This window comes from Aeribacillus composti (assembly GCF_031760945.1).
Classification (GTDB): domain Bacteria; phylum Bacillota; class Bacilli; order Bacillales; family Aeribacillaceae; genus Aeribacillus; species Aeribacillus composti.
In genome coordinates, this window is record NZ_CP134501.1 from 2,413,734 (window position 1) to 2,434,866 (window position 21,133).

A 21,133-nucleotide genomic window follows, 5' to 3' on the forward strand; every position below is an offset into this window, starting at 1 on the left:
CTCACTCCTCCAAAGTATTTTGGAGAATGAGTCATAGAGGATCGTTTTTGAGGGATGAAATTGATAATAAAAATGCCCAAAAACATTACGTTTTTGGGCAGTCGATCATCTATCTTCCTAAACCACTCATCTATTACTTCCTCGACTCATTCTCAACTACCCTTAACTAAACTCAGCTCATCTCAGGTCATATAAAAACTTTCTTATTCGCCATATTATCGGATACAGCATTATTTGTCAACAAGATCCGGTCGTAAAATTTTTGCCTTCTCTAAATAAACATGGCAAATATCTTTTTGGGCGGCTTCTGTATTAATATGCATCATCACCCTTACGCATTTCTCAAGGGCGCCTTCAACGGCTATTTCCTGCATGCATGTTACCGGAACATATTTCCAGCCTTCAATATTTCTTAATGCTTTTGCAGGGAAGCAGGCATTTAAATCATTTGTCGCCGAAATAAACACGGAAGCTACTTGTTCAGGGTCAATGTTGTTTAATCGAATCATCTCCCTTAAGAGCCTCTCCGTGCTTTCGACAATCTGTTCTTCATTATTTTCCGAAACGGTGATGGCCCCTCTAACGCCTCTTATCAAACGCATCCCTCCGTTCTCCACTCATTAAGAAATGAATATAATGTATGCGTGTCAAACGTCTTAAGTACCGGATTGCCGATATCCTCGAGAAGCACAAAACGAATCTGGCTATGTACCGTTTTTTTGTCTTTTTTCATTCGTTCGAGAAGCGATTCGGTTTGAATATTTTCATCGATTTTGACAGGAAAGCCGATTTCGTTAAACCAATTTTTGGTCGATTTATATTGAAAATCTTTGCGGAATATCTTTTCACTCAGCCATAGAGCAAACAGCATGCCGCATGCAACGGCATCTCCGTGGGAAATCTTCCCGTAACCTAACTCCGCTTCGAGCGCATGGCCGAGAGTATGACCGAAGTTTAAAAACGCCCTTTTTCCCGTTTCTCTTTCATCTTCAGCGACAATTTCTGCTTTCACTTCAATTCCCTTTCGTATAAACCATTGCAGCTGTTCGCTTGTTACATGATTCAACGAATGGATCGTTTTCATTAAATTTTCAACAAATGAACGATCATTGATGAAGCCGTGCTTCACCACTTCCGCAAATCCTGAGCGGATTTCTAGAAGAGGCAGTGTTTTTAAAAACTGTGTATCATAAATAATGGCATGAGGCTGATGAAAAGCCCCGATCATATTTTTTCCGAGCGGATGGTTAATGGCCACCTTTCCCCCGACAGCACTGTCATGAGCCAAAAGGGTCGTCGGCACTTGAATGAACGGAATTCCTCTCATAAATGTTGCAGCTACAAAGCCAGCTAAATCACCCACTACGCCGCCGCCAAAAGCAATGATCACGGATTCTCTGTCCAGATTGTTTTCTAAAGCAAAGGTCAAGCATTTATAGTACGTTTCAAATGATTTAGACTGTTCGCCGCTCGGAACAACACATGTCAATACGTCCAAATCGAATGCTTTTAATACCGACTCTAATTTTCCGCCATACAGATCCTTGATTGTTTGATCAGTAATGATCAAAATTTTCGAAGGATTATTGCAAACAGACAGAAGCCATTCTCCGACATTATCGATAATTCCGTCTCCTAAAAAAACTGGATACGGGCGACTTTTCGTTTGAATCATCATCTGTTCCATTAAAATTCCCTCGCATATTGTTTCATACGTTCGATATTTTCACGAATAAGGTCAATGCGATCAAGACCAAACTGTTCAACGATCGCTTTGGCTACTTCCCATGCAACAACTGCCTCCGCCACAACACTTGCAGCCGGGACTGCGCAGCTGTCCGATCGTTCAATGCTCGCCAAAAAAGGCTCTTTCGTATCAATGTCAACGCTTTGCAAAGGTTTGTACAGTGTTGGAATTGGCTTCATGACTCCTCTGACGACGATGGGCATGCCGGTCGTCATGCCGCCCTCAAAGCCTCCCAGATTGTTTGTTTTGCGATAGTATCCTTTCTCTTCGCTCCAAAGGATTTCATCATGAACTTCGCTGCCAAAACTCCGTCCCGCTTCAAATCCCAAGCCGAATTCAACCCCTTTAAACGCGTTGATGCTTACGATCGCTTGCGCTATTTTGGCATCCAGCTTTTTGTCCCAATGAACATAGCTGCCGACACCAGGCGGCATTCCTTCAACAATCACCTCAACAATGCCGCCGATGGAATCACCCTTTTCTTTTGCTTCGTCGATCGCCTTCATCATTTGCTGAGCCGCATTTTCATCTAAACAACGCACAAGTGAGTTCTCTGTCTTTTCCTTCAACTCAGCAAGCGTCGAATAGTCCAATTTTTGCGCACGGACACCGCCAATTTCAATGACATGTCCTGCCACTTGAATGCCGAGTTCAGACAAAATTTTCTTCGCAACAGCTCCTGCTGCCACCCTGACAGTTGTTTCCCGGGCAGAAGAGCGTTCAAGCACGTTGCGCATATCACGATGTCCGTATTTGATCGCCCCGACTAAGTCGGCATGGCCTGGGCGAGGTCTCGTAATTTTTCGTTTCATTTCCGCTTTCTCCGATTCGGAAATCGGCTCTGCCCCCATAATTTTCGTCCAATGGGCAAAGTCTTTATTTTCTACAACTAGCGCTATTGGTGATCCTAGCGTTTCGCCATGGCGCACTCCGCCTAGAATTTGCACCTGGTCTTTTTCGATTTGCATTCTTCGACCGCGGCCATAGCCTTTCTGTCTTCTTGCAAGCTCAATATTGATGTCTTCTTTCGTTAGAGGAAGCCCTGCCGGAACTCCTTCTATAATCGTCGTTAATTGCGGGCCGTGAGATTCCCCTGCTGTCAAATATCTCATACTAGCAAACTCCTTCCCATAACACTTTAACGCTTTTATGCTTTTATGCTTTTACGTAACTATACCATAAGATTTTTTGTTTGAATAGAAAGATCTTTGCTATTGCTACAATCGTGTATAAAAAAACGTTTCGATCGTTTTTAATCCATATTTTTCCGGAGTGAAAATTTGCTCTGTGCTGCCAACAAATAAAATCCCGTTTCGTCTAAGCGACTTGCTGAATTTTTCATAAAGTTCTTTTTTCGCAGACTCAGTAAAATAAATGAGGACGTTTCGGCATACGATCAAATCAAAATCTGTTTCAAAACGATCTGACAGCAAATTATGTTTTCGAAAAGTAACCGAGCGTTTAATGTCTTCTTTTACATGATAGAAAGAGCCTTCTTGCTGAAAATAATTAGTTTTATATTCAAGAGGTACTTCTTTTAGCGCTCTTTCCGGATAAATTCCAATTTGTGCTGTTTTAATCGCTTGTTCATCTATATCTGTTGCTAAAATATATGAGGCTTCCAATAGCGAATTCTGTGCTAAAATCATCGCAATTGTGTAAGGTTCTTCTCCCGTTGAGCACGCAGCGCTCCAAACTTTTATATGTTTTTTACCATTCAGCAAACGCGGAAGCAATTTTTTTTCAAGGATGTTCCAGCGCTGATAGTTGCGAAAAAATTCAGAAACATTAATCGTCATTCGATCTAAAAACAGATTGTATAAACATTTGTCCTTTTCCATAGCTAAAAAAAACTCTTGAAAGGATTGAAATCCTTTTTTTTCATACAATGATTTTAATCTTCTTTTCATTTGAGTCTCTTTATATAACGACAGGTCAATCCCGCTTTTTCTTTTTATCTTTTCGATAAATGCAACATAGTCCTTATCTGTCACTTTCCGATCTTCCCCCGAATGTAATGTAGAAAACCCTAATCAAACCATTGTTTGATTAGGGTCAGATGTTAATAGATCCATGCATCAATTTCACGGTCATATTCTACAAGCTCTTCAGCTTTAAAAAACAATTGAATTTCCCGCTCAGCGCTTTCAGGTGAATCTGAACCGTGAATTACATTCTTCCCTACTGTTAAACCAAAATCGCCGCGAATTGTTCCAGAAAGGGCATCCTTTGGATTGGTTTTTCCCATCATTTGACGGGCAATTTCGATTGCATTTTCGCCTTCCCAAACCATTGCAAAAACCGGTCCTGATGTGATGAATTGAACGAGCTCATTGAAAAAAGGCTTTTCTTTATGTTCTCCATAATGCTGCTGGGCCAATTCTTCAGAGATTTTCATTAATTTTGCACCGATAAGCTTCAGCCCTTTTTGCTCAAATCTTGAAACGATTTGTCCAATTAGCTGTCGTTGTACACCATCAGGCTTTACCATTAAAAACGTCTTTTCCATCAACACATCCACCTCGAAAATTTCATTATGTATAAGTACAAAATCCACAAGAAAATAGTATCATTATTAAAGCGGTTACGCAAACTAAAATTTCCTTTTTCCAATATATTTGGCAATATTGTATAGCGAAGTTCGCGCTTTCCCGTGCTTGAGGCCTTCCAATTGATGAAAGCTCTTCTGCAAATAGCGGTCACTAATATTCATCGACTGTTCGATTGCTCTTGATTTTTTAATTTCATAAATAATCGGTTTGATTTCTTCAGCAGTTGTTTGATTATTGATTTTGACAATTTTTTTTCTTAATTCCTCATTTTGCATGGCAAACAAAACAGGAAGGGTAATGTTTCCTTGAAGTAAATCGCTCCCAACTGGTTTTCCAAGCTCTTCTTCCGTAGAGATAAAATCTAAAAGATCGTCAATAATTTGATACGAAATTCCAACATAATAACCGTACAAATAAAGCTTTTTACAAACGGATTCTGGAGCGCCGGAGGCAAGAGCGCCCAATTGGCAGCTGACAGCAATTAATAAAGCTGTTTTTCTTTTAATTCGTTTGACATACGTCCGATAAGACTGATCAAAATTGTATTTATCGTTGATTTGTTCGATTTCTCCTAAACAGAGTTCAACAAGAGCTTTCGAAAGAACTCGGTGAATAAGCGGCTCGTCCAGCTCTGTTATGATTTCAAGAGCCCGTGCGAATAAGTAATCTCCAACATACATGGCAATGCGATTGTCCCATTTTGCATTAACTGTTGGTTTTCCTCTTCGCAGCTCAGCATTGTCGATGACGTCATCGTGTACCAATGAGGCGCTGTGAATCAGCTCTAAAGCGACGGCAACCGGTTTCATACGGTCAATGTTATAATCTCCGAACATTCCTGACAACAATACAAAAACAGGGCGAATCCGTTTTCCCCCTGCTTGAAGAAGATGAATCCCGGCTTCACGTATTAACGGATCTTTTGTTTGTACGGAAGACAGCAATTCATTTTCAATCACTTCAAGGTCTTTTGTTAAAAAGGAATAGAATGATTTTAACTTCATTTATTTCACCTTTGTTTCCAATTTCGGTTTATAACCTAAGTGCATTGCTGCAACACCGCCTGTAAATGGCTTCACTTCTACATTTATAAAACCAGTTTGCTCGAACATTTTTTTCAGCTCTTTCATGCCAGGAAATTGACGCGCGGACTCCTGCAGCCAAGAATATTCTTCATAGCTTTTAGCAAATATCTTGCCGAATAAAGGCATGATAAAGCGAAAATAAAAATAGTAAAGCTGTTTGAAGCCAATCAAGGTCGGCTGTGATGTCTCCAAACAAACTACCATTCCTCCGGGTTTCAATACGCGGTACATTTCCGATAGAACCTGCATATAATCAGGAACATTTCTGAGGCCAAACCCGATGGTCACATAATCAAACTCGTTTTCAGGAAACGGCAAATCCATCGCATTGCCGTGAATAAATGAAATATTGGAAAATTGTCTTTCCTTTGCCTTTTCCTCACCGATGCTTAACATATTTTGGCTAAAATCAAGTCCTATGACCTTTCCGTTTTGCCCGACTGCTTCCCCGAGCGCAAGCGTCCAGTCCCCCGTTCCGCAGCAAACATCGAGTGCGTAGGAACCTTTTTTCACATTCATTCTCCGCATCGTTTCTTTTCGCCATGCAATATGACGATTAAAGCTGATCACAGAATTCATCCGGTCATAATTTTTATAAATTTTTTCAAATACGCGGTGCACACGTTCTTCTTTCGATTGCTGCATTTTTTAACCTTCCTCCACTATCATATGCGAAAACCGTAATACATGAATTCGGTTCATAATAAATTGTTTTACGGCAGGCGAATATTTCAGACTTTTTTCCAACAGTTTATTAATTTCCCAGAAATAATGATTGCAGCATTCTATGAAAGTTCCAACTAAATCAATCGGGCTTTTAGATTTCTTTTGAAATTGTGTTAAAACGGACTGGCTATTTTTATCGTATTTATGTTTTTCTTCACATAAACGTTTATATGTTAAATATGTTTTGGAAATTTCCGGCCACGTCTCAATTTGAAAATGCTCTCCGATCCGTTGAAATAACGCGGTTTCCACAATGACGATGCTTTCGACTATTGCTTCAATCGACTGGCAGCTTCGGTCGTAAAGACGAATTTTATGCTCATTAATTTCTTTAATCGCGGTTGCAAGCGCACGAACCATTTTCAAGTCTTGAATTTCAGAAAGAATAAAATAATATAGTCCGCTGAAATAATCACCTGCAATGACATTTAATTGTCTTTCAACAAAAAGCTTCTTATTTTCACATTCCGTTGTCGTTACTAAATCATGGGTATCAAGGGCTGATTGAACAAGCATGGCGGTCACAACATATTTTTCCTTCTTTTCATCTGCTATTTCCGCTTCTTCAAAAAGCGCGTAAAACAATAGCAGCTTGTCTTCATCAATTACAGGCTTTTGAATATATTGTTTAAGCACAGGATGTGAAAAATATTGGTCTAGCGAACGTTTTATTTGCTCCAGCTTTTGATAGATTTCCATCATTATCACCCTTGTCCCCCATATATCTCTATACTAACATTTACAAATTTTATTATATCATAACCACATTTTTTCATTAGGCTTTGTCGAAAAAGTAAAAGCAGAAATCCTGCTTATTTTCTCTCGCCGCTCTCAATCTCTCCATAGCTTGTTTGAATAAGCGCCTTGCCGCGAATTTTAATGGCAGAAGTGTGTTCCGTAAATTGAGCAATCATTACTTCTCCTTTATCAAGCTTTTCGGAATGGTGGAACCTAGTATCGGAACCTCTTGTCAAACCAATCACATTGACGCCATCTTCAATTGCTTTAATAACCACATAATCATTTTGATTCGGATTCATCTATCAACACCTACCGTTTATTTTTTTATTAATGACAGCACTTCGCTTCTTGCCGCAGCATCATTCAAAAAACATCCTCTGACTGCTGACGTTACAGTGATTGATCCAGGCTTTTTCACTCCGCGCATTGTCATGCACATATGCTCCGCTTCAACAACAACCATCACACCGTGAGGATCCAATGATTCGACTATGCTGTCGGCAATCGTTGATGTAATCCGTTCTTGCAGCTGTGGTTTTTTTACAACCGCTTCAACAGCGCGGGCTAGTTTGCTTAGTCCAGTCACTTTGCCGCCTTTTGGTATGTATGCAATATGTACTTTACCGAAAAAAGGAACTAGATGGTGTTCGCACATTGAAAAAAATTGAATATCCTTTACTAAAACAAGCTCTTCATGATCCTCTTCAAATACGGTTTGAAAATATTCTTTAGGATCCTGATTTATACCTGAAAAAATTTCCTCATACATATTGGCAACCCGCTTAGGTGTATCAGCCAATCCTTCCCTATTAGGATCCTCCCCTATAGCTTCTATAATTAAACGTACTGCCTGTTCTATTTGCTCTTTATTAATTTTTGGCATACTCGGCTCCTCCTATTGTCATTCATTCATACCGATTCTAGCACAATTAATGAAAAAAAAGCAAAATGAAGCTTCCTTTCCCGCAAATAGAACAGAAATCTTTTCAATAAAACCTTTGAACAATCTCGCCTAAATAGGAAAAGCCCCAAAAAGGGGCTTATTCTGTGAAGAAATGCAGCGAGCATATGTAGTCGCTACTCATTTCTTAATTGTGTGCGTTCATTTCATTACTTGCCAGCAACTGCATCTTTAAGAGCTTTGCCTGGTTTAAACGCAGGCACTTTGCTTGCCGGAATTTCAATTTCTTCACCAGTTTGAGGATTGCGACCTTTGCGCGCTGAACGCTCACGCACTTCAAAGTTTCCAAAACCGATGAGTTGAACTTTGTCACCTTTTTTCAAAGATTCTAAAATTGTATCGAAAACAGCATCTACAGCTTTCGTTGCATCCTTTTTGGATAATTCGCTAGCTTCTGCTACAGCGTTGATTAATTCTGTTTTGTTCATTTAATGTTTCACCTCCTCCCAAAAAAGTTTCATGAAAATCCAGCTATTATACATTTCTTCACAGCTTTTAAGAATTCTATACATGCAACAACAAGAAGTTGGTGACTAGCTTATCATAAATGAAACAATATTTCATTTCAACAGTTTTTCATTTTCAAATTGGTTGCAAAGGATGATTCATCCTTATGAGAGAAGAATTTCTGTAAAAAGATTATCATAACAATAATGGCAGAATCAAGCACAATTCTATTAATTTCAGTCATTTTTCAATCGATTTGGCAAAAAGTTCGCCAAAACAATATAGGGAGACTGCATGAGCAGTCAACCCTTCCATCATTTAAAAACGCATCTCCCACATATTTCCGTTTTCAAAGCGCCGAATTTTTTTTCTTTTCGTATGTTTAAAATCCCGGCTCCCGCTTGTTTTATCCGATCTTCTTCTTCCTTCAGGTTCTTGGAAATAAAAATGTTTCAACCCTTTTTCTTCCCCCCTATGAAATGCTTCTTTAATCACTTTTTCGGAAATCACTATTCTGCCCTCCCCTTTTATTTTGTATAGCATATGTGTCTTTACATTAATTCGTTTGGACCTTTAAATCGTTAAAAAAATGTGCGTTTACCAACAGTGGCATGTTTTATCCACATTCATACTATTTAAATGAAAAACAGAGAAAAGAGGGATCAAATGGAAAAAGACTTGGAGAAAATTTTCTTATACATTCATCCGAAAGATTTGCTTTTTTTACAAAAAATAAATGGGATGAAGACGGAGTTCCCGGCATGGTTTATTTAGGGAAGAAGAAGATCGATGCGGATATAATGTATCGTGGCTCTCATACTAGAAAAGCGAAAAAAAATCTTTTTTTATAAAATATTACCGTCCTTCACAATACAATAACGAAAAGGAATTTCATTTAAATGCGGAATATTTTGATCCTTCACTGATTCGCAATAAGCTTTCTTATTATTTTTTCGACCGTATAGGAGTATACGTCCCCGAAACAAAATTCACCCTTTTATCGATCAATAGAATCCATCAAGGCATTTATTTACGCCTTGAATCCGTCAATGAAGATTTTTTAGCAAAAAGAAAACTGCCTAAAGGCCCAATTTTTTATGCAATAGATGGTGATGCTAATTTTTCGTTATACAGCGATTTAGACCAAAAGGTAAAAAAAAGCTTATCACAAGGATATGAGCTAAAATACGGGGAAAATGACGATTTTAGTAAGTTCGAACAATTTATTTATTTTGTTAATACAAGCAATTCGTCCCAATTTTCTGAAGAAATTGAACAATATTTAGACGTGGAGCAATATTAAAATGGCTGACAGGTGTTATTTGCACACAAAATTACGATGGTTTTGTTCACAATTACGCACTTTACTTACATGGAGAAACAAGCCGTTTTCATATTATTCCCTGGGATTACGATGCGACATGGGGAATTGATGTCAACGGAGAAAAAATTCGACATGACTATGTTCGGGTAGAAGGATTTAACACTTTAACGGCAAGGCTGCTAGACGCCCAAAAGTATAAAAAACTTTACCAACAACTTTTATATGACACTATACAACATCAATTTACGGTAAAAAAATTTGATAGATGCTGTATACGGTTATTATGAACAAGTGAAAAAGTTTATTAGCAAAGATCCTTATTTCCAATATACCCTTGACGAATTTAATCAACAGCCTTCACAAATTCTCGATTTTATCTCGAAAAGAAATCAATTTATCGCTTCACATTTAATGTTTTAGCAAGTTGAACGACGCAAATAGGCGATCGCTTATTTTTCATGAATTGGGTAAATGTTCTGTTGCTTTCTCCCATTTTGAACGTATAAATACATTATGATTGACCTGTATGGTTGAATGCCAAGGGAGGTTAAAGAAAATGACTGCAGCTGGAGAAAAATTTTATCAATATGTAAAGTCGCTTGTTGGAAAAATGATTAAGGTGAATAGAGGCGGTCCTGAAAGCAAAAGCGGTTTGCTTGCTTGATGTAAAAACTGATTATTTGGCCCTCTATTTATTCGAATCAAACAATGTTGTTTACTACCAATTGAAACACATTAAAAGCATTACAGAAAATTCTAAGACAAATTTCAAACCTTTACGACTGGAAGATGTTGGACAAAACGCTTCGAAAAGCGACAGCTTCCGCCACCTAATGAAATTATTTCAGTACGAATACCTTCAAATTAACCAAGGCGGCCCTGAAGCAATGAGCGGGAAGTTATTAGATGTAACAAATCATTATGCTGTTCTCTACAAAGATGATCAGGTGATCTATCTCAATTTGGAGCATATTAAAAGCTTCTCATTAAACAAAAGCAAAAACGCTGAAGAAAAGGAAACCGTCCGCTATTTGAAAGTAAAAACATTTGATGAAATACTCAATTATTTTATTCATAAATGGGTTTCCATTAATTTGGGAGGACCGGAAGCGCTCGAAGGTGTTCTGTCATACAGCGGAAATGGGACATTCATTTTAATTAACAAAGAAGAAGTCATTCGAATTCAGCCGTTCCACGTTCGAAGCATTTTTGAAGGTTCCCGTGATCAGAAAAAAAATGAGAACAAACAAACTGAAAAAAAAGATCGATCCGATCGTGATAAAAGAACTTCAACGGAAAAAGATTCTAAAAGCGGACAAAGCACGTACGAGATTGAGCATAAAAACACTTACTCACACTCAGAACGTCATGTTAGAACCGATGATCTTGATAGAAGGACTAAACGGTCAATGCCAGATGATAGAAGAAGAGCTTCGAATGCCTATATAGAAAGAGCAGAGATACAGTTGCAATCAATGCCGCATCCTGAAAAAGTAGTCAAAACTGTCCACTATCGTTGGAAAGGTTAGCTAGCGTCTCCGCCATCAAATTCCCCCTCTGTTTTTGTTTCAGTGTTTCAAAGAAAGGAGGCATTGAAGTTTTGAGATTTTCTGAACTTATTGACGAACAAGTAAAAGCAGAAATAAGCGGCAAAAACGAAATTATCGGAATTTTAGTTGACGAAGGATTAGATGTGATCGTGCTTTATAATGGTTATAAATATATATATATTCCTCTTCTACATTTACACAGTTTGGAAAAATATGATGACGAAAATCCGATTAAATACGATCACAAAACGATTAAACCAATGTTTATTGAGGAAGATTCCATTTCCTACCGAAAAATATTAATCAATGCTAAAGGAATGTTTGTTGAAATATATGTAACTGGAAATAAAGCTTTACACGGTTATATTACATCTGTCTTAACTGACTACTTTGTTTTTTATTCCCCTGTGTTTAAATATGTTTTAGTGTCTTTTCAGCATTTAAAATGGCTCATTCCATATCAAAACACAACAACGCCATACTCGTTAAACGAACATGAATTGCCAGTGGTGCCCGCCATGATCACCGTTAACCGCACCTTTGAGGAACAATTAAAAAAATTCATCAACAAATTAGTTGTATTTGATCTTGGGGAAAAACAAGGAAAAATCGGAGTGATAAAGTCTGTTCAGCAAAACTTCGTCGAATTGGTAACAGCTGAAAGCCACACGGTGTTTTTAAAAATTTCCCATATAAAAACAGTGCACGTTCCGTAAACGCTTCCGCCTTCTTAAATACGTTTCACCTAAACCGTTGCTTCAATTTATGAAAAAAATGGGGTGAAGCACACCCCATTTTTTAACATTATACAAACAAAAGCTTGATCCAATAGTATAAACAGAACATCGTAAATATTAATGTTGGCGGAATGACAACAAATGTTACTTTCACATATTTTCCCCAGCCGATTTTCATTCCGTTCTCTTTTAAAATGTGCATCCATAAGAGCGTCGCTAACGTACCGATCGGAAGCAGCAATGAGCCGATATCACTGCCGATGATGCTTGCTAAATAAGCTGTTTTTAACGTGATTTCGTCCAATCCGAAATTTGTAAGCACCATTGAACCGATCATTAATGCCGGGTGATTATTAAAGATATTGGATAAAACAGTGATCAGTCCGCCCATCCAAAAAATTCCGCTTGCTACATCTGTCATCAACGGCTTTAACAGCTGAAGGAAAAAGTAACTAATCCGATATTTTTCAAGCCATAAACGATGATGTACATGGAAAAAGCAAACAGAAATACTGACCATGGTGCTTTCATTAAAACATCGATTGGACTTAAACGAAGCTTATACCATCGCACCGTTAATAAAACGATTGAACCAAACAGAGCCACAAGCCCTATCGAGATTTCGAAAAGTGAAGCGACAAACAGACTGATTCGAACAACGATCACAAACATCAACATTTTCATCATCATACTTGTCTTCTCTTTAAAAACTTTTGGCAACAATTTAGGCTTCAAAGGATGATACGATTGGATGAAAAAGTTCTCATCTTTTGGCACGTTTATCACCCTTTTTGGAATGTCTTTATAAAAAACGAAAAAGAGCAAACTGACCATTAGCAACAACCCGGTCACAGTAGGTGCGAAAATCATTGCCGTATGCATGTATAAATCCATTCCTACAATCTTTAATGCGATCAGATTTACAATGTTGCTGACACCAATTGGCGCGCTTGAAGCGGTGGCAACCAGCGCTCCACTTAGAAGGTACGGAATTTTTTCGTGATGTTTTAAACGAAGGTGATGAAGAAGTAGCAGTAAAATAGGAGTCGTAATTAAAATGCTTCCGTCATTATTAAATATGACAGTCATGAAAAAACAGAGAAGATTCGTATATCAAAACAATCGGATTCCAGATCCGTTAGCTTTAAATGCCAACTGATGAGCACACCATTCGAAAAAACGAAAGCTTTCCAGAACGATTGCCATAACAATCGTTGCGATAATCGTAACAGAAGCTTCTGTTACATTTAAAGCAATTTCCGACAATTCTTGAAAGCTGATTCCCCCAACGAATAATATGATAAGTGCCCCAATTGTTGCTGGAAATGCTTCATTTACTCCGCGGGGGCGCCAAAAAATCAAGATCATCGTTATGAAAAACACGAATAAAATCACTAAATCGCGGTCAACTAGCAAACTATTTCCCTTCTTCCTTACCGTCAGGTTCTTTTTAAATATCCACCATGGTTTCTATCACTCCTTATCACCTGTACTATATAAATATGTGTCTAACAATATCTCTGCCATCTATCAACAACCCATTTTCTATTAAATCCGCAAAAAACTATCTACTATTATCTCGGAAATCGATTCACTTGTCGGTTTTTTCGCTAAGTTGTTTAACCTTTAAAAAAAAATGATGTGTCTTTTCAAAGGCCGGAAAACGCAGGGCAGAACTTCTTGTCAAAAAAACAGGGCTCACTCGTTTGCCCCTTGTGAAAAAAACAACGGCCAAAAAACCGTTGTTTTTGACCTTTTGATCTTTTATAATATGATTGCTATGAGCCCGCCTGACCCCTCGTTGATGATTCTTTCCAATGTTTCTTTTAATTTGTAGCGGGCATTTTCAGGCATCAACGACAATTTTGCCTGTATTCCTTCTCTGACGATCGAGCTTAAGCTTCTTCCGAATATATCGGAATTCCATATGGACAAAGGATTTTCTTCAAAATCTTGCATTAAATAACGCACAAGCTCTTCACTTTGTTTTTCTGTGCCAATGATCGGTGCAAATTCAGATTCAACATCTACTTTAATCATATGAATGGAAGGTGCGACTGCTTTGAGCCGGACGCCGAATCTCGATCCTTGGCGGATAATTTCCGGTTCATCCAGACTCATATCTGATAAAGCCGGTGCTGCTATGCCGTAACCTGTCTGTTTTACCATTTTTAAAGCATCGGCTACTTGATCGTATTCCGCCTTAGCGTGTGCAAAATTTTGCATGAGCTCAAGCAGATGATCCTTCCCGCGTATTTCAACACCGACAACTTCTTTTAAAATTTGATCGTACAGCTCATCCGGCGCAAACAAATCGATCTCCGCAATCCCTTGGCCCATTTGAATACCAGCTAGTCCAGCCCGCTCAATAAAATCATACTCACTGAACTGCTGGACAACTTGATTGACATCACGCAGACGTTTGATATCTTTTACTGTTTCTTTCACCGTTTCTTGATAGCTCGTGCGAAGCCAATGATCTTCTCTCAGCACCATCACCCAGCTGGGCAAATTCACATTGACTTCCAAGACAGGAAATTCGAAAAGCGCTTCTCTCAATACATTCGTTACATCAATTTCCCTCATGCTTTCCACGCTCATAGCAAGAACTGGAATATCATATTTTTCATTTAATTCTTTTCTTAAAGCCTCCGTATCCGGATGATGAGGATGCACAGAATTAATAATCATAATAAATGGTTTTCCGACTTCTTTTAACTCTTCAATTACTCGTTCTTCCGCTTCTACGTAATCTTTTCTAGGAATTTCGCCAATTGAACCGTCTGTTGTGACGACTACACCAATTGTTGAGTGGTCTTGAATAACCTTGCGGGTGCCAATTTCCGCTGCTTCATGAAACGGGATCGGCTCCTCATACCATGGAGTGTTGATCATTCTCGGCCCATTTTCATCTTCGTATCCCTTTGCACCAGGCACTGTATATCCTACGCAATCTACTAATCTTATATTGACATCAAGGCCTTCATCAACATGGACGGTGACCGCTTGATTCGGGACAAACTTTGGCTCCGTTGTCATAATGGTTTTGCCTGCTGCGCTCTGAGGGAGCTCATCTTGAGCACGTGCTTTATCCGCTTCATTTTCAATATTGGGAAGAACAACTAATTCCATAAACTTTTTTATGAATGTTGATTTACCAGTTCTAACTGCACCAACGACCCCTAGATAAATATCGCCGCCAGTTCGCTCTGCAATGTCTTTGAAAATATCTACCTTTTCCAAGTGATTCCCTCCCGACTTTCAAGTCTTATAACATCCATACATTTACAATTCTTTAGTCATTACATATTTATGATGTTGTCCTATCTAGTTATGACTGTAAAAAAAGAATTTCTTCCAAAAAGAAAAGAACCTTTCTCTTAAATTGTATTCTTAAGAAAAAGGTTCATGACTTATTTTATTAAAAATACCGGTTCATTTTTTTCATTCACAGTATATGGAAGGGAAAATGCAGGGACGAACGGAGAGTTTTCTACTAGCAAATGACGGATATCTTCCCCCTCTTTGAATGATCTTTTTGATTCCTTAATGGCACGGTATAAATCTAAGCTGTAATCAACGTAAACTTCTCGATTGTTGTCGATCACAAGCGGAAGATTTTCCCCTGAGTACGGACTCTTCACATGAGGAGGCTCTTTTAATCCTAGCTTTTTATACTTCAGTGTAAATACATTTTTCGCTATTTGCTTTTCATAAGGAGGATATTCATGAGCATTGATCCTCATCTTTAGTTCACGGATCGCCTCTGCTATTCGTAAATCGATCAGCTTTACGGTTGGATTTTTTTCCACATCGACTAAAACATATAAGTAAATACCTCCATTTTCAAACGCGGTGCCAGGGGGCTCAGGCAAATATTCAGGAATCAACAGATTGAAATCAATAGGGTATTTTTCATAAATAGGCGTTGATTTGTCTCTCGTTTTAATCGGCAAAAGCCCTTCCGTATCAGCTTTATATTGTTCTACTGCTTTTTGCACGGATTGTATTTGCGCTTCATAAGGTATTTCATTTTTATGTAATCGTTCTTCTGGGTATAAACATCCAGATAAAAGCAAAACAAACATGATAGAGATGAAAGATTTCATTATGCTTTTCTTGTTCATCCTCGTCTTCCTCACTTTGCCTACTCGCTTGTCGGTCCGGAAAAGACTACGAAAAAAATGATAATTCCTGCTAAAATCATAAAAAAATAAGCAATCACTGCTGTGATAGATTTCAAAAATCCTTTTAGTTTAAAACGGCTCAAGTATATGGAAAAGACCGCGATAAACATAAAGGCCATCGCTGTGAGAGCAATCCACATTTTCATTAGACCTTCTGACATTGTGATCCACTCCTTTTATTCCTACCAATCATTTTAACATATGCTCTTTTTCACGCAATTGTTTTCCATATAAGAATCGAATTCAAAAAAAAACTGAAGCAGCTGGGAAATGTGCTACAGTTCTTCATTTCGATTTTCTAAAATGTTCACAAGATCTTCCATTTCATGCGTTTTAACTCTCGCCATAAGCTCTTCGACTGCTTCTTTCGGATCTTTTTCGTGAAACAGCACTTCATAAAGGACATTGGCAATCGGCATTTTTACTGAATATTTTTCAGAAAGCTGTTTAGCTGCTTTTGTTGTTCTTACTCCTTCGACAACCATTCCCATGCTTTCTAAAACTTCATCTAGTTTTTTACCCTTTCCTAGCAAATGGCCGGCACGCCAATTGCGGGAATGCACACTTGTGCAAGTGACAATTAAGTCGCCGATTCCGGCAAGACCAGAAAATGTTAATGGATTGGCACCCATTTTACAGCCTAATCTCGAAATTTCCGCCAATCCTCTAGTTATTAAAGCAGCCTTCGCATTGTCCCCGTATCCAAGACCGTCGCTGATTCCGGCAGCTAAAGCAATAATGTTTTTCAGCGCTCCTCCAATTTCAACCCCGATTATATCCGGATTCGTATACACACGAAAATAACGGTTAATAAATAAATCTTGAACAAATTTTGCTGCTTGAATATTTTTGCTCGCAGAAGTCACTGTTGTCGGCTGTCTCAAAGACACTTCTTCCGCATGGCTTGGACCTGATAATACAACTACGTCCTTCAAAAGGTGAGGAGGCATTTCTTCTTCAATAATTTCGGAAATTCTTTTTAATGAACCCGGCTCAATCCCTTTTGAAACATGGACAATTAAAATCGTCCGATCAATGGCTTCTCTTAATTGACTCAGCACTTCTCTTATCGCTTTTGTCGGGACTGCCAAGACAATCGTTTCCACATTTTCAACCGCATCCTTTAAGGAATAAAATCCGGTTAAATTGTCCGGCAATGGGACATTTGGCAAATATTTCTCATTTTTTTTTGTACGATTGATCGCTTCTATATGTTCTTTCCGATGTCCCCAAAGATACACTTCATGACCATTGTCGCAAAGAACTATTGCAAGCGCTGTTCCCCAGCTTCCAGCTCCCAATATTGCCACCTTCGCCAAATTGCTCACTTCCTTTTATTTATCTTCTTTTTCTCGCAATGATTTTAATAGGGGTTCCTTCAAACCCGAATGCATCGCGAATGCGATTTTCCAAAAAACGTTCGTATGAAAAATGAAGAAGCTCCGGATCATTTACAAATATGACAAATGTAGGCGGTTTAACAGAAACTTGTGTTGCATAATAGATTTTTAATCTCGTACCATGGTCCGTTGGAGTCGGATTCATAGCAACGGCATCCATGATCACATCATTCAATACGTTTGTTTGGACACGCATCGCATGATTCTCGCTGGCAAGAATAATTTGAGGCATTAATGTGTGCAATCTTTTCTTCGTTTTTGCAGACAAAAAGACGATTGGCGCATAGTCTAAAAATAAAAATTGATCGCGAATATCTTTTTCAAACTCTCTCATCGTTCTTTCATCTTTTTCCACTGCATCCCATTTGTTTACTACAATGACAACGGCTTTCCCGGCTTCATGGGCGTAGCCAGCAATTCGCTTGTCTTGTTCAATAATTCCTTCCTCTGCATTTAAAACAACTAACACTACGTCAGAGCGTTCAATCGCTTTAAGCGCCCGCAAAACACTGTATTTTTCTGTTGTCTCATAAATTTTTCCTTTTTTTCTCATGCCAGCTGTATCAATGATGACAAACTCCTGCTTGTTATACGTAAACTTAGTGTCAATAGCGTCTCGTGTTGTTCCAGCAATTTCGCTGACGATCACTCTTTCTTCTCCTAAAATAGCATTTACTAAGGAAGATTTGCCGACATTTGGTCGGCCAATCAAAGAAAATTTAATGATGCCTTCATCATCATTTTCTGATTGGGGTTTTGGAAAATGTTTGCATACTGCATCCAAAAGATCTCCCAGTCCGAGCCCATGCGCTCCTGATATCGGGTACGGTTCTCCAAAGCCAAGAGAATAAAATTCATATATATTTTCCCTCATATCCGGGTTGTCCATTTTATTAACGGCAAGGACAACGGGTTTGTTTGAGCGGTACAATATTTTTGCAACTTCTTCATCAGCGGGAGTTACGCCTTCTCGACCGTTTGTAATGAAAATAATTACATCTGCTTCTTCAATCGCAATTTCCGCCTGATGACGAATTTGTGCTAGAAACGGTTCATCCCCAATTTCAATTCCACCTGTATCGATCAAGTTAAATTGGAAATTCAGCCATTCACAAGGTGCATAAATACGGTCACGGGTAACACCAGGTATATCTTCTACAATTGAAATACGTTCACCGACAATTCGATTAAAAATCGTCGATTTGCCGACATTTGGTCGACCGACAATAGCCACAACAGGTTTCGGCATACTAAAACTTCCTTCCTAATTTAAAACTCATCGCATTTTTTCACTATGTATAATGTTAAAGGGGCTACGCCTTCAAGAAATCGCAGCATGTTTTCGCCTAACTCCTTTTTCGGCATGCCCCGGAAGTTTTTTACCAAGCTTTTTTCCAACTACCCTATTATATAGCAGTTTATGAAATTGAACAACTGCCTTAAAAATGTTTCACAATGATATATATTTCCTCGCTTATGGCATGAGCAATTCCATCTAGAATCGCTTCTAAATTTTTTGCAATCGAATCCATTTCTTTTTGGTTATCACAAATAAAAACAGGTGCACCGCCTTTTATTTTTTTCTCATTTGTCGTAACGACCGCTAAAACCGCTTTCTCTAAAACCATCGTTTTTTCTCACCTTTCCTATTTGCCTTCGACTCCGTCGGCATGCGAATGGCATTTTCAAGCGTTGGCACGTTGCTGATCACTCGAATGGCGATATCCAAATCATGTTTTTGAGGAAGCACAAACACGCCGACTCTTCCATCCTCAAGATCTCGTTTTGCCAATGGGACTAAAGATGGTTCACCCGCATCGCGGTTTACGCCCAGCGCAGTTGAGACATCATGGAGAATCGCCTGACGTTGTCCGATGTTGGCAATCGTTGTTCTCGCATCAAATGATTTTGGTGTCAAAATAAACCCCATGCCATATTTTAAAACTAGTTCACGTTTTTCCGGGATGCCGATATTCATAATATAAATGTCATCGACATACAAGCCTGCACCGTCAAAATGCGGCTTTACATATTGAATGTCAACAATATCTTTCAATGTGCCTCCAGACATTAACACTTTAGAAATGATAAAGCAAACGACCGTCATCACAAGAGCCATCCAAAAGCCAAAGATTAAATAAGCAAGCGTAACAAATAAAGATGTGAAAATCACTAAATAATTTCTGCTTTCAAAGGCGATTGCAATTCCTTCAATATATGTACTTCCCCGAGGAACAAGCTCATATTGATCGAGCTCTGACAGTGTATTTCTTTCCATGTTGCGGACTTCGCGAAACTGCGATGCAGCCAACGTTAAAAAAGTAATGGCAGTAAACTCCTTTTCCATTATGGCCGGAACAGCAATCGTGCCGAGTCCCGCCGCTATAAATCCAAGTGCGATATGAATAATTTTTCCGTGCAAATATGTTGGATATTGGCGATAATCGGTTTTTAGCATAAAAAGACGGGCTAACACACCTACGAAGACACCATAAAAAATAGGAAGCGTGTATTCATTCATGACCCTTGCCTCTCCCTTGCATGTTTTTTGAATATATGTTCTAAAGAAGCAGCGAATGTTTTGAATGACGCCCATATGAGCAATGAAAAGATTCCGATTGACAGCATATCAAGAAAAGGAAAGTCGCCTATTACAATCGGCCGATAATAAGAATAAACTGCAGACGAAAAAAGAGCTTCTCCGTAACAAGACCCCAATATAAAAAATGCCATTCCTTCAAAAAAATCTTTGCTCAGCATATTGGATAAAATGACTCCTAATATAGATAAATACATCTGAACGTCAAGTAAAAACCAGACAGGATCAAATAAATAAAACAGCTTGACTCCTGCATAGGCAACCGTAATGATCAAAACGGAAAATAATGAATAAAATAAACGCTTAGTTCTATACAAGATGAAAAAACTAAGCAAAGCAAATAAGATATACGAAAAACCAACATGTATTTGTGTAAAGTGTATAAACGTTGCACTTCCTAAAATATTTAACAATATAAAAAAGGAGAGCCAAAAACGAGCATCCGTTTTTGGAAGCCAAAATGTTACAATTACCCAAATCATCCACATGAACCAATAATAATATATTCCTTCCATCTCCAACCTCCTACTATTTCCATTATGTGAAAAATTTATGGATGCTAACCGTACAAATTTTGAAACCAAAGCTAAAAGCGTATAAAAAGCAGTTAAAGGGCTGTGGGAGAATTGATTGCTGATGGATTGCTGTGAGAGGAAAATGTAAACATTTCACTGCCCGTCAAGAAATGAATTTTCGCTATTTTTTTAGAACTCATAAGCCGATCTGTTTAATGGCAGAATGTCCGTATAATTTCTTTTCATAAAAAAAGGCTTCTAAATCATTATTTGTTTTTTTAGGAGGGAGTTTTTCTGCAAAAAAATTGTGGGCTAATGAATACAGGCTGGATGTATCACTTGTTTATCTGCACAAGTTTTGATTTTTAATGGAGATACGAACGCAAAACGGACGTATCGCTTGCTTATTAAAAGCAGTGAAGAATTTTGTTCGCACATATAATCACGATATAGAGCAGCTTAGCAAAAATCGAACCGATACTGCAGAACTCAAAAGACAGCTTATTGAAGTGATATGGAAGCTATATACTAGGCAAGGCTTCGAACAATAACAGCTTATTAC

Annotated in this window: 22 protein-coding genes and 2 pseudogenes; 3 read left to right on the plus strand and 21 right to left on the minus strand. The window is 38.4% G+C overall.

Going from position 1 to position 21,133, the window contains the following annotated elements:
• Positions 1–230: 230 nt before the first annotated feature.
• The 12 genes from aroH to RI196_RS11745 all read right to left on the minus strand — a co-directional run bounded on the left by aroH (position 231) and on the right by RI196_RS11745 (position 8,769).
• Entirely contained in the window at positions 231–596 is a 366-nt protein-coding gene (gene aroH / locus RI196_RS11690) for a chorismate mutase (protein WP_311067356.1), read from the minus strand.
• Positions 593–1,687: a 3-dehydroquinate synthase gene (gene aroB, locus RI196_RS11695; protein WP_311066274.1), complete on the minus strand. Its 1,095-nt coding sequence runs from the start codon at positions 1,685–1,687 to the stop codon at positions 593–595. Before aroB ends, aroH begins: the two co-directional genes overlap by 4 nt.
• Positions 1,687–2,859 (minus strand): chorismate synthase, encoded by a 1,173-nt coding sequence (gene aroC / locus RI196_RS11700; RefSeq protein ID WP_311066275.1) that lies wholly within the window; start codon positions 2,857–2,859, stop codon positions 1,687–1,689. Before aroC ends, aroB begins: the two co-directional genes overlap by 1 nt.
• A 105-nt stretch (positions 2,860–2,964) precedes the next feature.
• Positions 2,965–3,741, minus strand: a complete 777-nt coding sequence (locus RI196_RS11705; RefSeq protein WP_311066276.1) for a CheR family methyltransferase — start codon at positions 3,739–3,741, stop codon at positions 2,965–2,967.
• A 68-nt stretch (positions 3,742–3,809) separates the two neighbouring features.
• Positions 3,810–4,256, minus strand: a complete 447-nt coding sequence (gene ndk, locus RI196_RS11710; RefSeq protein ID WP_063388585.1) for a nucleoside-diphosphate kinase — start codon at positions 4,254–4,256, stop codon at positions 3,810–3,812.
• Positions 4,257–4,340: 84 nt separating this feature from the next.
• The gene (hepT, locus tag RI196_RS11715) at positions 4,341–5,303 is read right to left on the minus strand and encodes a heptaprenyl diphosphate synthase component II (protein ID WP_311066277.1); all 963 of its coding nucleotides are present in this window, start codon (positions 5,301–5,303) and stop codon (positions 4,341–4,343) included.
• Positions 5,304–6,029: a demethylmenaquinone methyltransferase gene (locus RI196_RS11720; protein WP_063388587.1), complete on the minus strand. Its 726-nt coding sequence runs from the start codon at positions 6,027–6,029 to the stop codon at positions 5,304–5,306. It lies immediately after the preceding gene.
• 3 nt (positions 6,030–6,032) lie between these two features.
• Complete coding sequence (locus RI196_RS11725; protein WP_158640198.1) at positions 6,033–6,809, minus strand: heptaprenyl diphosphate synthase component 1; 777 nt, start codon at positions 6,807–6,809, stop codon at positions 6,033–6,035.
• Positions 6,810–6,922: 113 nt separating this feature from the next.
• The gene (mtrB, locus tag RI196_RS11730; protein WP_063388589.1) at positions 6,923–7,150 is read right to left on the minus strand and encodes a trp RNA-binding attenuation protein MtrB; all 228 of its coding nucleotides are present in this window, start codon (positions 7,148–7,150) and stop codon (positions 6,923–6,925) included.
• A 17-nt stretch (positions 7,151–7,167) separates the two neighbouring features.
• Complete coding sequence (gene folE, locus RI196_RS11735; protein WP_066251953.1) at positions 7,168–7,734, minus strand: GTP cyclohydrolase I FolE; 567 nt, start codon at positions 7,732–7,734, stop codon at positions 7,168–7,170.
• A 227-nt stretch (positions 7,735–7,961) separates the two neighbouring features.
• On the minus strand, positions 7,962–8,240 hold the full coding sequence (gene hbs / locus RI196_RS11740; protein ID WP_063388591.1) for a non-specific DNA-binding protein Hbs: 279 nt from the start codon (positions 8,238–8,240) through the stop codon (positions 7,962–7,964).
• A 337-nt stretch (positions 8,241–8,577) separates the two neighbouring features.
• Positions 8,578–8,769, minus strand: coding sequence for a CotG/ExsB N-terminal domain-containing protein (locus tag RI196_RS11745; protein WP_311066278.1), 192 nt, complete (start codon positions 8,767–8,769; stop codon positions 8,578–8,580).
• 337 nt (positions 8,770–9,106) lie between these two features.
• Here RI196_RS11745 and RI196_RS11750 point away from each other — a divergent pair.
• The 3 genes and pseudogenes from RI196_RS11750 (at position 9,107) to RI196_RS11760 (ending at position 11,849) form a co-directional block, all read left to right on the plus strand.
• Positions 9,107–9,870 (plus strand): annotated as a pseudogene (locus RI196_RS11750) (CotH kinase family protein).
• Positions 9,871–10,239: 369 nt separating this feature from the next.
• Positions 10,240–11,112, plus strand: coding sequence for a hypothetical protein (locus RI196_RS11755; protein ID WP_066251960.1), 873 nt, complete (start codon positions 10,240–10,242; stop codon positions 11,110–11,112).
• Positions 11,113–11,183: 71 nt separating this feature from the next.
• Positions 11,184–11,849, plus strand: coding sequence for a YwrJ family protein (locus RI196_RS11760; RefSeq protein ID WP_375338754.1), 666 nt, complete (start codon positions 11,184–11,186; stop codon positions 11,847–11,849).
• 88 nt (positions 11,850–11,937) lie between these two features.
• Here RI196_RS11760 and RI196_RS11765 read toward each other — a convergent pair.
• The 9 genes and pseudogenes from RI196_RS11765 to RI196_RS11805 all read right to left on the minus strand — a co-directional run bounded on the left by RI196_RS11765 (position 11,938) and on the right by RI196_RS11805 (position 20,571).
• Positions 11,938–13,238 (minus strand): annotated as a pseudogene (locus RI196_RS11765) (arsenic transporter).
• Positions 13,239–13,634: 396 nt separating this feature from the next.
• Positions 13,635–15,113, minus strand: coding sequence for a stage IV sporulation protein A (gene spoIVA, locus RI196_RS11770; RefSeq protein ID WP_063388595.1), 1,479 nt, complete (start codon positions 15,111–15,113; stop codon positions 13,635–13,637).
• A 170-nt stretch (positions 15,114–15,283) separates the two neighbouring features.
• On the minus strand, positions 15,284–15,997 hold the full coding sequence (locus tag RI196_RS11775; RefSeq protein WP_311066279.1) for a YphF family lipoprotein: 714 nt from the start codon (positions 15,995–15,997) through the stop codon (positions 15,284–15,286).
• Between the two features lie 20 nt (positions 15,998–16,017).
• Positions 16,018–16,218 (minus strand): DUF2768 domain-containing protein, encoded by a 201-nt coding sequence (locus RI196_RS11780; RefSeq protein WP_063388596.1) that lies wholly within the window; start codon positions 16,216–16,218, stop codon positions 16,018–16,020.
• 114 nt (positions 16,219–16,332) lie between these two features.
• A complete protein-coding gene (locus RI196_RS11785) occupies positions 16,333–17,376 on the minus strand; it encodes an NAD(P)H-dependent glycerol-3-phosphate dehydrogenase (RefSeq protein WP_311066280.1) in 1,044 nt (347 codons plus the stop codon).
• A 19-nt stretch (positions 17,377–17,395) separates the two neighbouring features.
• Complete coding sequence (gene der / locus RI196_RS11790; RefSeq protein WP_063388598.1) at positions 17,396–18,706, minus strand: ribosome biogenesis GTPase Der; 1,311 nt, start codon at positions 18,704–18,706, stop codon at positions 17,396–17,398.
• Between the two features lie 190 nt (positions 18,707–18,896).
• Positions 18,897–19,085 carry a capping complex subunit for YIEGIA gene (locus RI196_RS11795; RefSeq protein WP_066251964.1) on the minus strand — a complete coding sequence of 63 codons (189 nt, stop codon included), beginning with the start codon at positions 19,083–19,085 and terminating at the stop codon, positions 18,897–18,899.
• On the minus strand, positions 19,076–19,978 hold the full coding sequence (locus RI196_RS11800) for a YIEGIA family protein (RefSeq protein ID WP_063388600.1): 903 nt from the start codon (positions 19,976–19,978) through the stop codon (positions 19,076–19,078). Before RI196_RS11800 ends, RI196_RS11795 begins: the two co-directional genes overlap by 10 nt.
• Positions 19,975–20,571, minus strand: a complete 597-nt coding sequence (locus RI196_RS11805; RefSeq protein ID WP_063388601.1) for a YphA family membrane protein — start codon at positions 20,569–20,571, stop codon at positions 19,975–19,977. The genes RI196_RS11800 and RI196_RS11805 overlap by 4 nt, the downstream gene beginning before the upstream one ends.
• Between the last annotated feature and the right edge of the window lie 562 nt (positions 20,572–21,133).

Bases quoted from the DNA above. Each gene is read 5' to 3' on its own strand.
- aroB (WP_311066274.1), bottom strand. From the start codon at position 1,687: ATGGAACAGATGATGATTCAAACGAAAAGTCGCCCGTATCCAGTTTTT.
- aroC (WP_311066275.1), bottom strand. From the start codon at position 2,859: ATGAGATATTTGACAGCAGGGGAATCTCACGGCCCGCAATTAACGACG.
- ndk (WP_063388585.1), bottom strand. From the start codon at position 4,256: ATGGAAAAGACGTTTTTAATGGTAAAGCCTGATGGTGTACAACGACAG.
- hepT (WP_311066277.1), bottom strand. From the start codon at position 5,303: ATGAAGTTAAAATCATTCTATTCCTTTTTAACAAAAGACCTTGAAGTG.
- RI196_RS11720 (WP_063388587.1), bottom strand. From the start codon at position 6,029: ATGCAGCAATCGAAAGAAGAACGTGTGCACCGCGTATTTGAAAAAATT.
- RI196_RS11725 (WP_158640198.1), bottom strand. From the start codon at position 6,809: ATGGAAATCTATCAAAAGCTGGAGCAAATAAAACGTTCGCTAGACCAA.
- mtrB (WP_063388589.1), bottom strand. From the start codon at position 7,150: ATGAATCCGAATCAAAATGATTATGTGGTTATTAAAGCAATTGAAGAT.
- folE (WP_066251953.1), bottom strand. From the start codon at position 7,734: ATGCCAAAAATTAATAAAGAGCAAATAGAACAGGCAGTACGTTTAATT.
- hbs (WP_063388591.1), bottom strand. From the start codon at position 8,240: ATGAACAAAACAGAATTAATCAACGCTGTAGCAGAAGCTAGCGAATTA.
- RI196_RS11775 (WP_311066279.1), bottom strand. From the start codon at position 15,997: ATGAACAAGAAAAGCATAATGAAATCTTTCATCTCTATCATGTTTGTT.
- RI196_RS11780 (WP_063388596.1), bottom strand. From the start codon at position 16,218: ATGTCAGAAGGTCTAATGAAAATGTGGATTGCTCTCACAGCGATGGCC.
- der (WP_063388598.1), bottom strand. From the start codon at position 18,706: ATGCCGAAACCTGTTGTGGCTATTGTCGGTCGACCAAATGTCGGCAAA.
- RI196_RS11795 (WP_066251964.1), bottom strand. From the start codon at position 19,085: ATGGTTTTAGAGAAAGCGGTTTTAGCGGTCGTTACGACAAATGAGAAA.
- RI196_RS11800 (WP_063388600.1), bottom strand. From the start codon at position 19,978: ATGAATGAATACACGCTTCCTATTTTTTATGGTGTCTTCGTAGGTGTG.
- RI196_RS11805 (WP_063388601.1), bottom strand. From the start codon at position 20,571: ATGGAAGGAATATATTATTATTGGTTCATGTGGATGATTTGGGTAATT.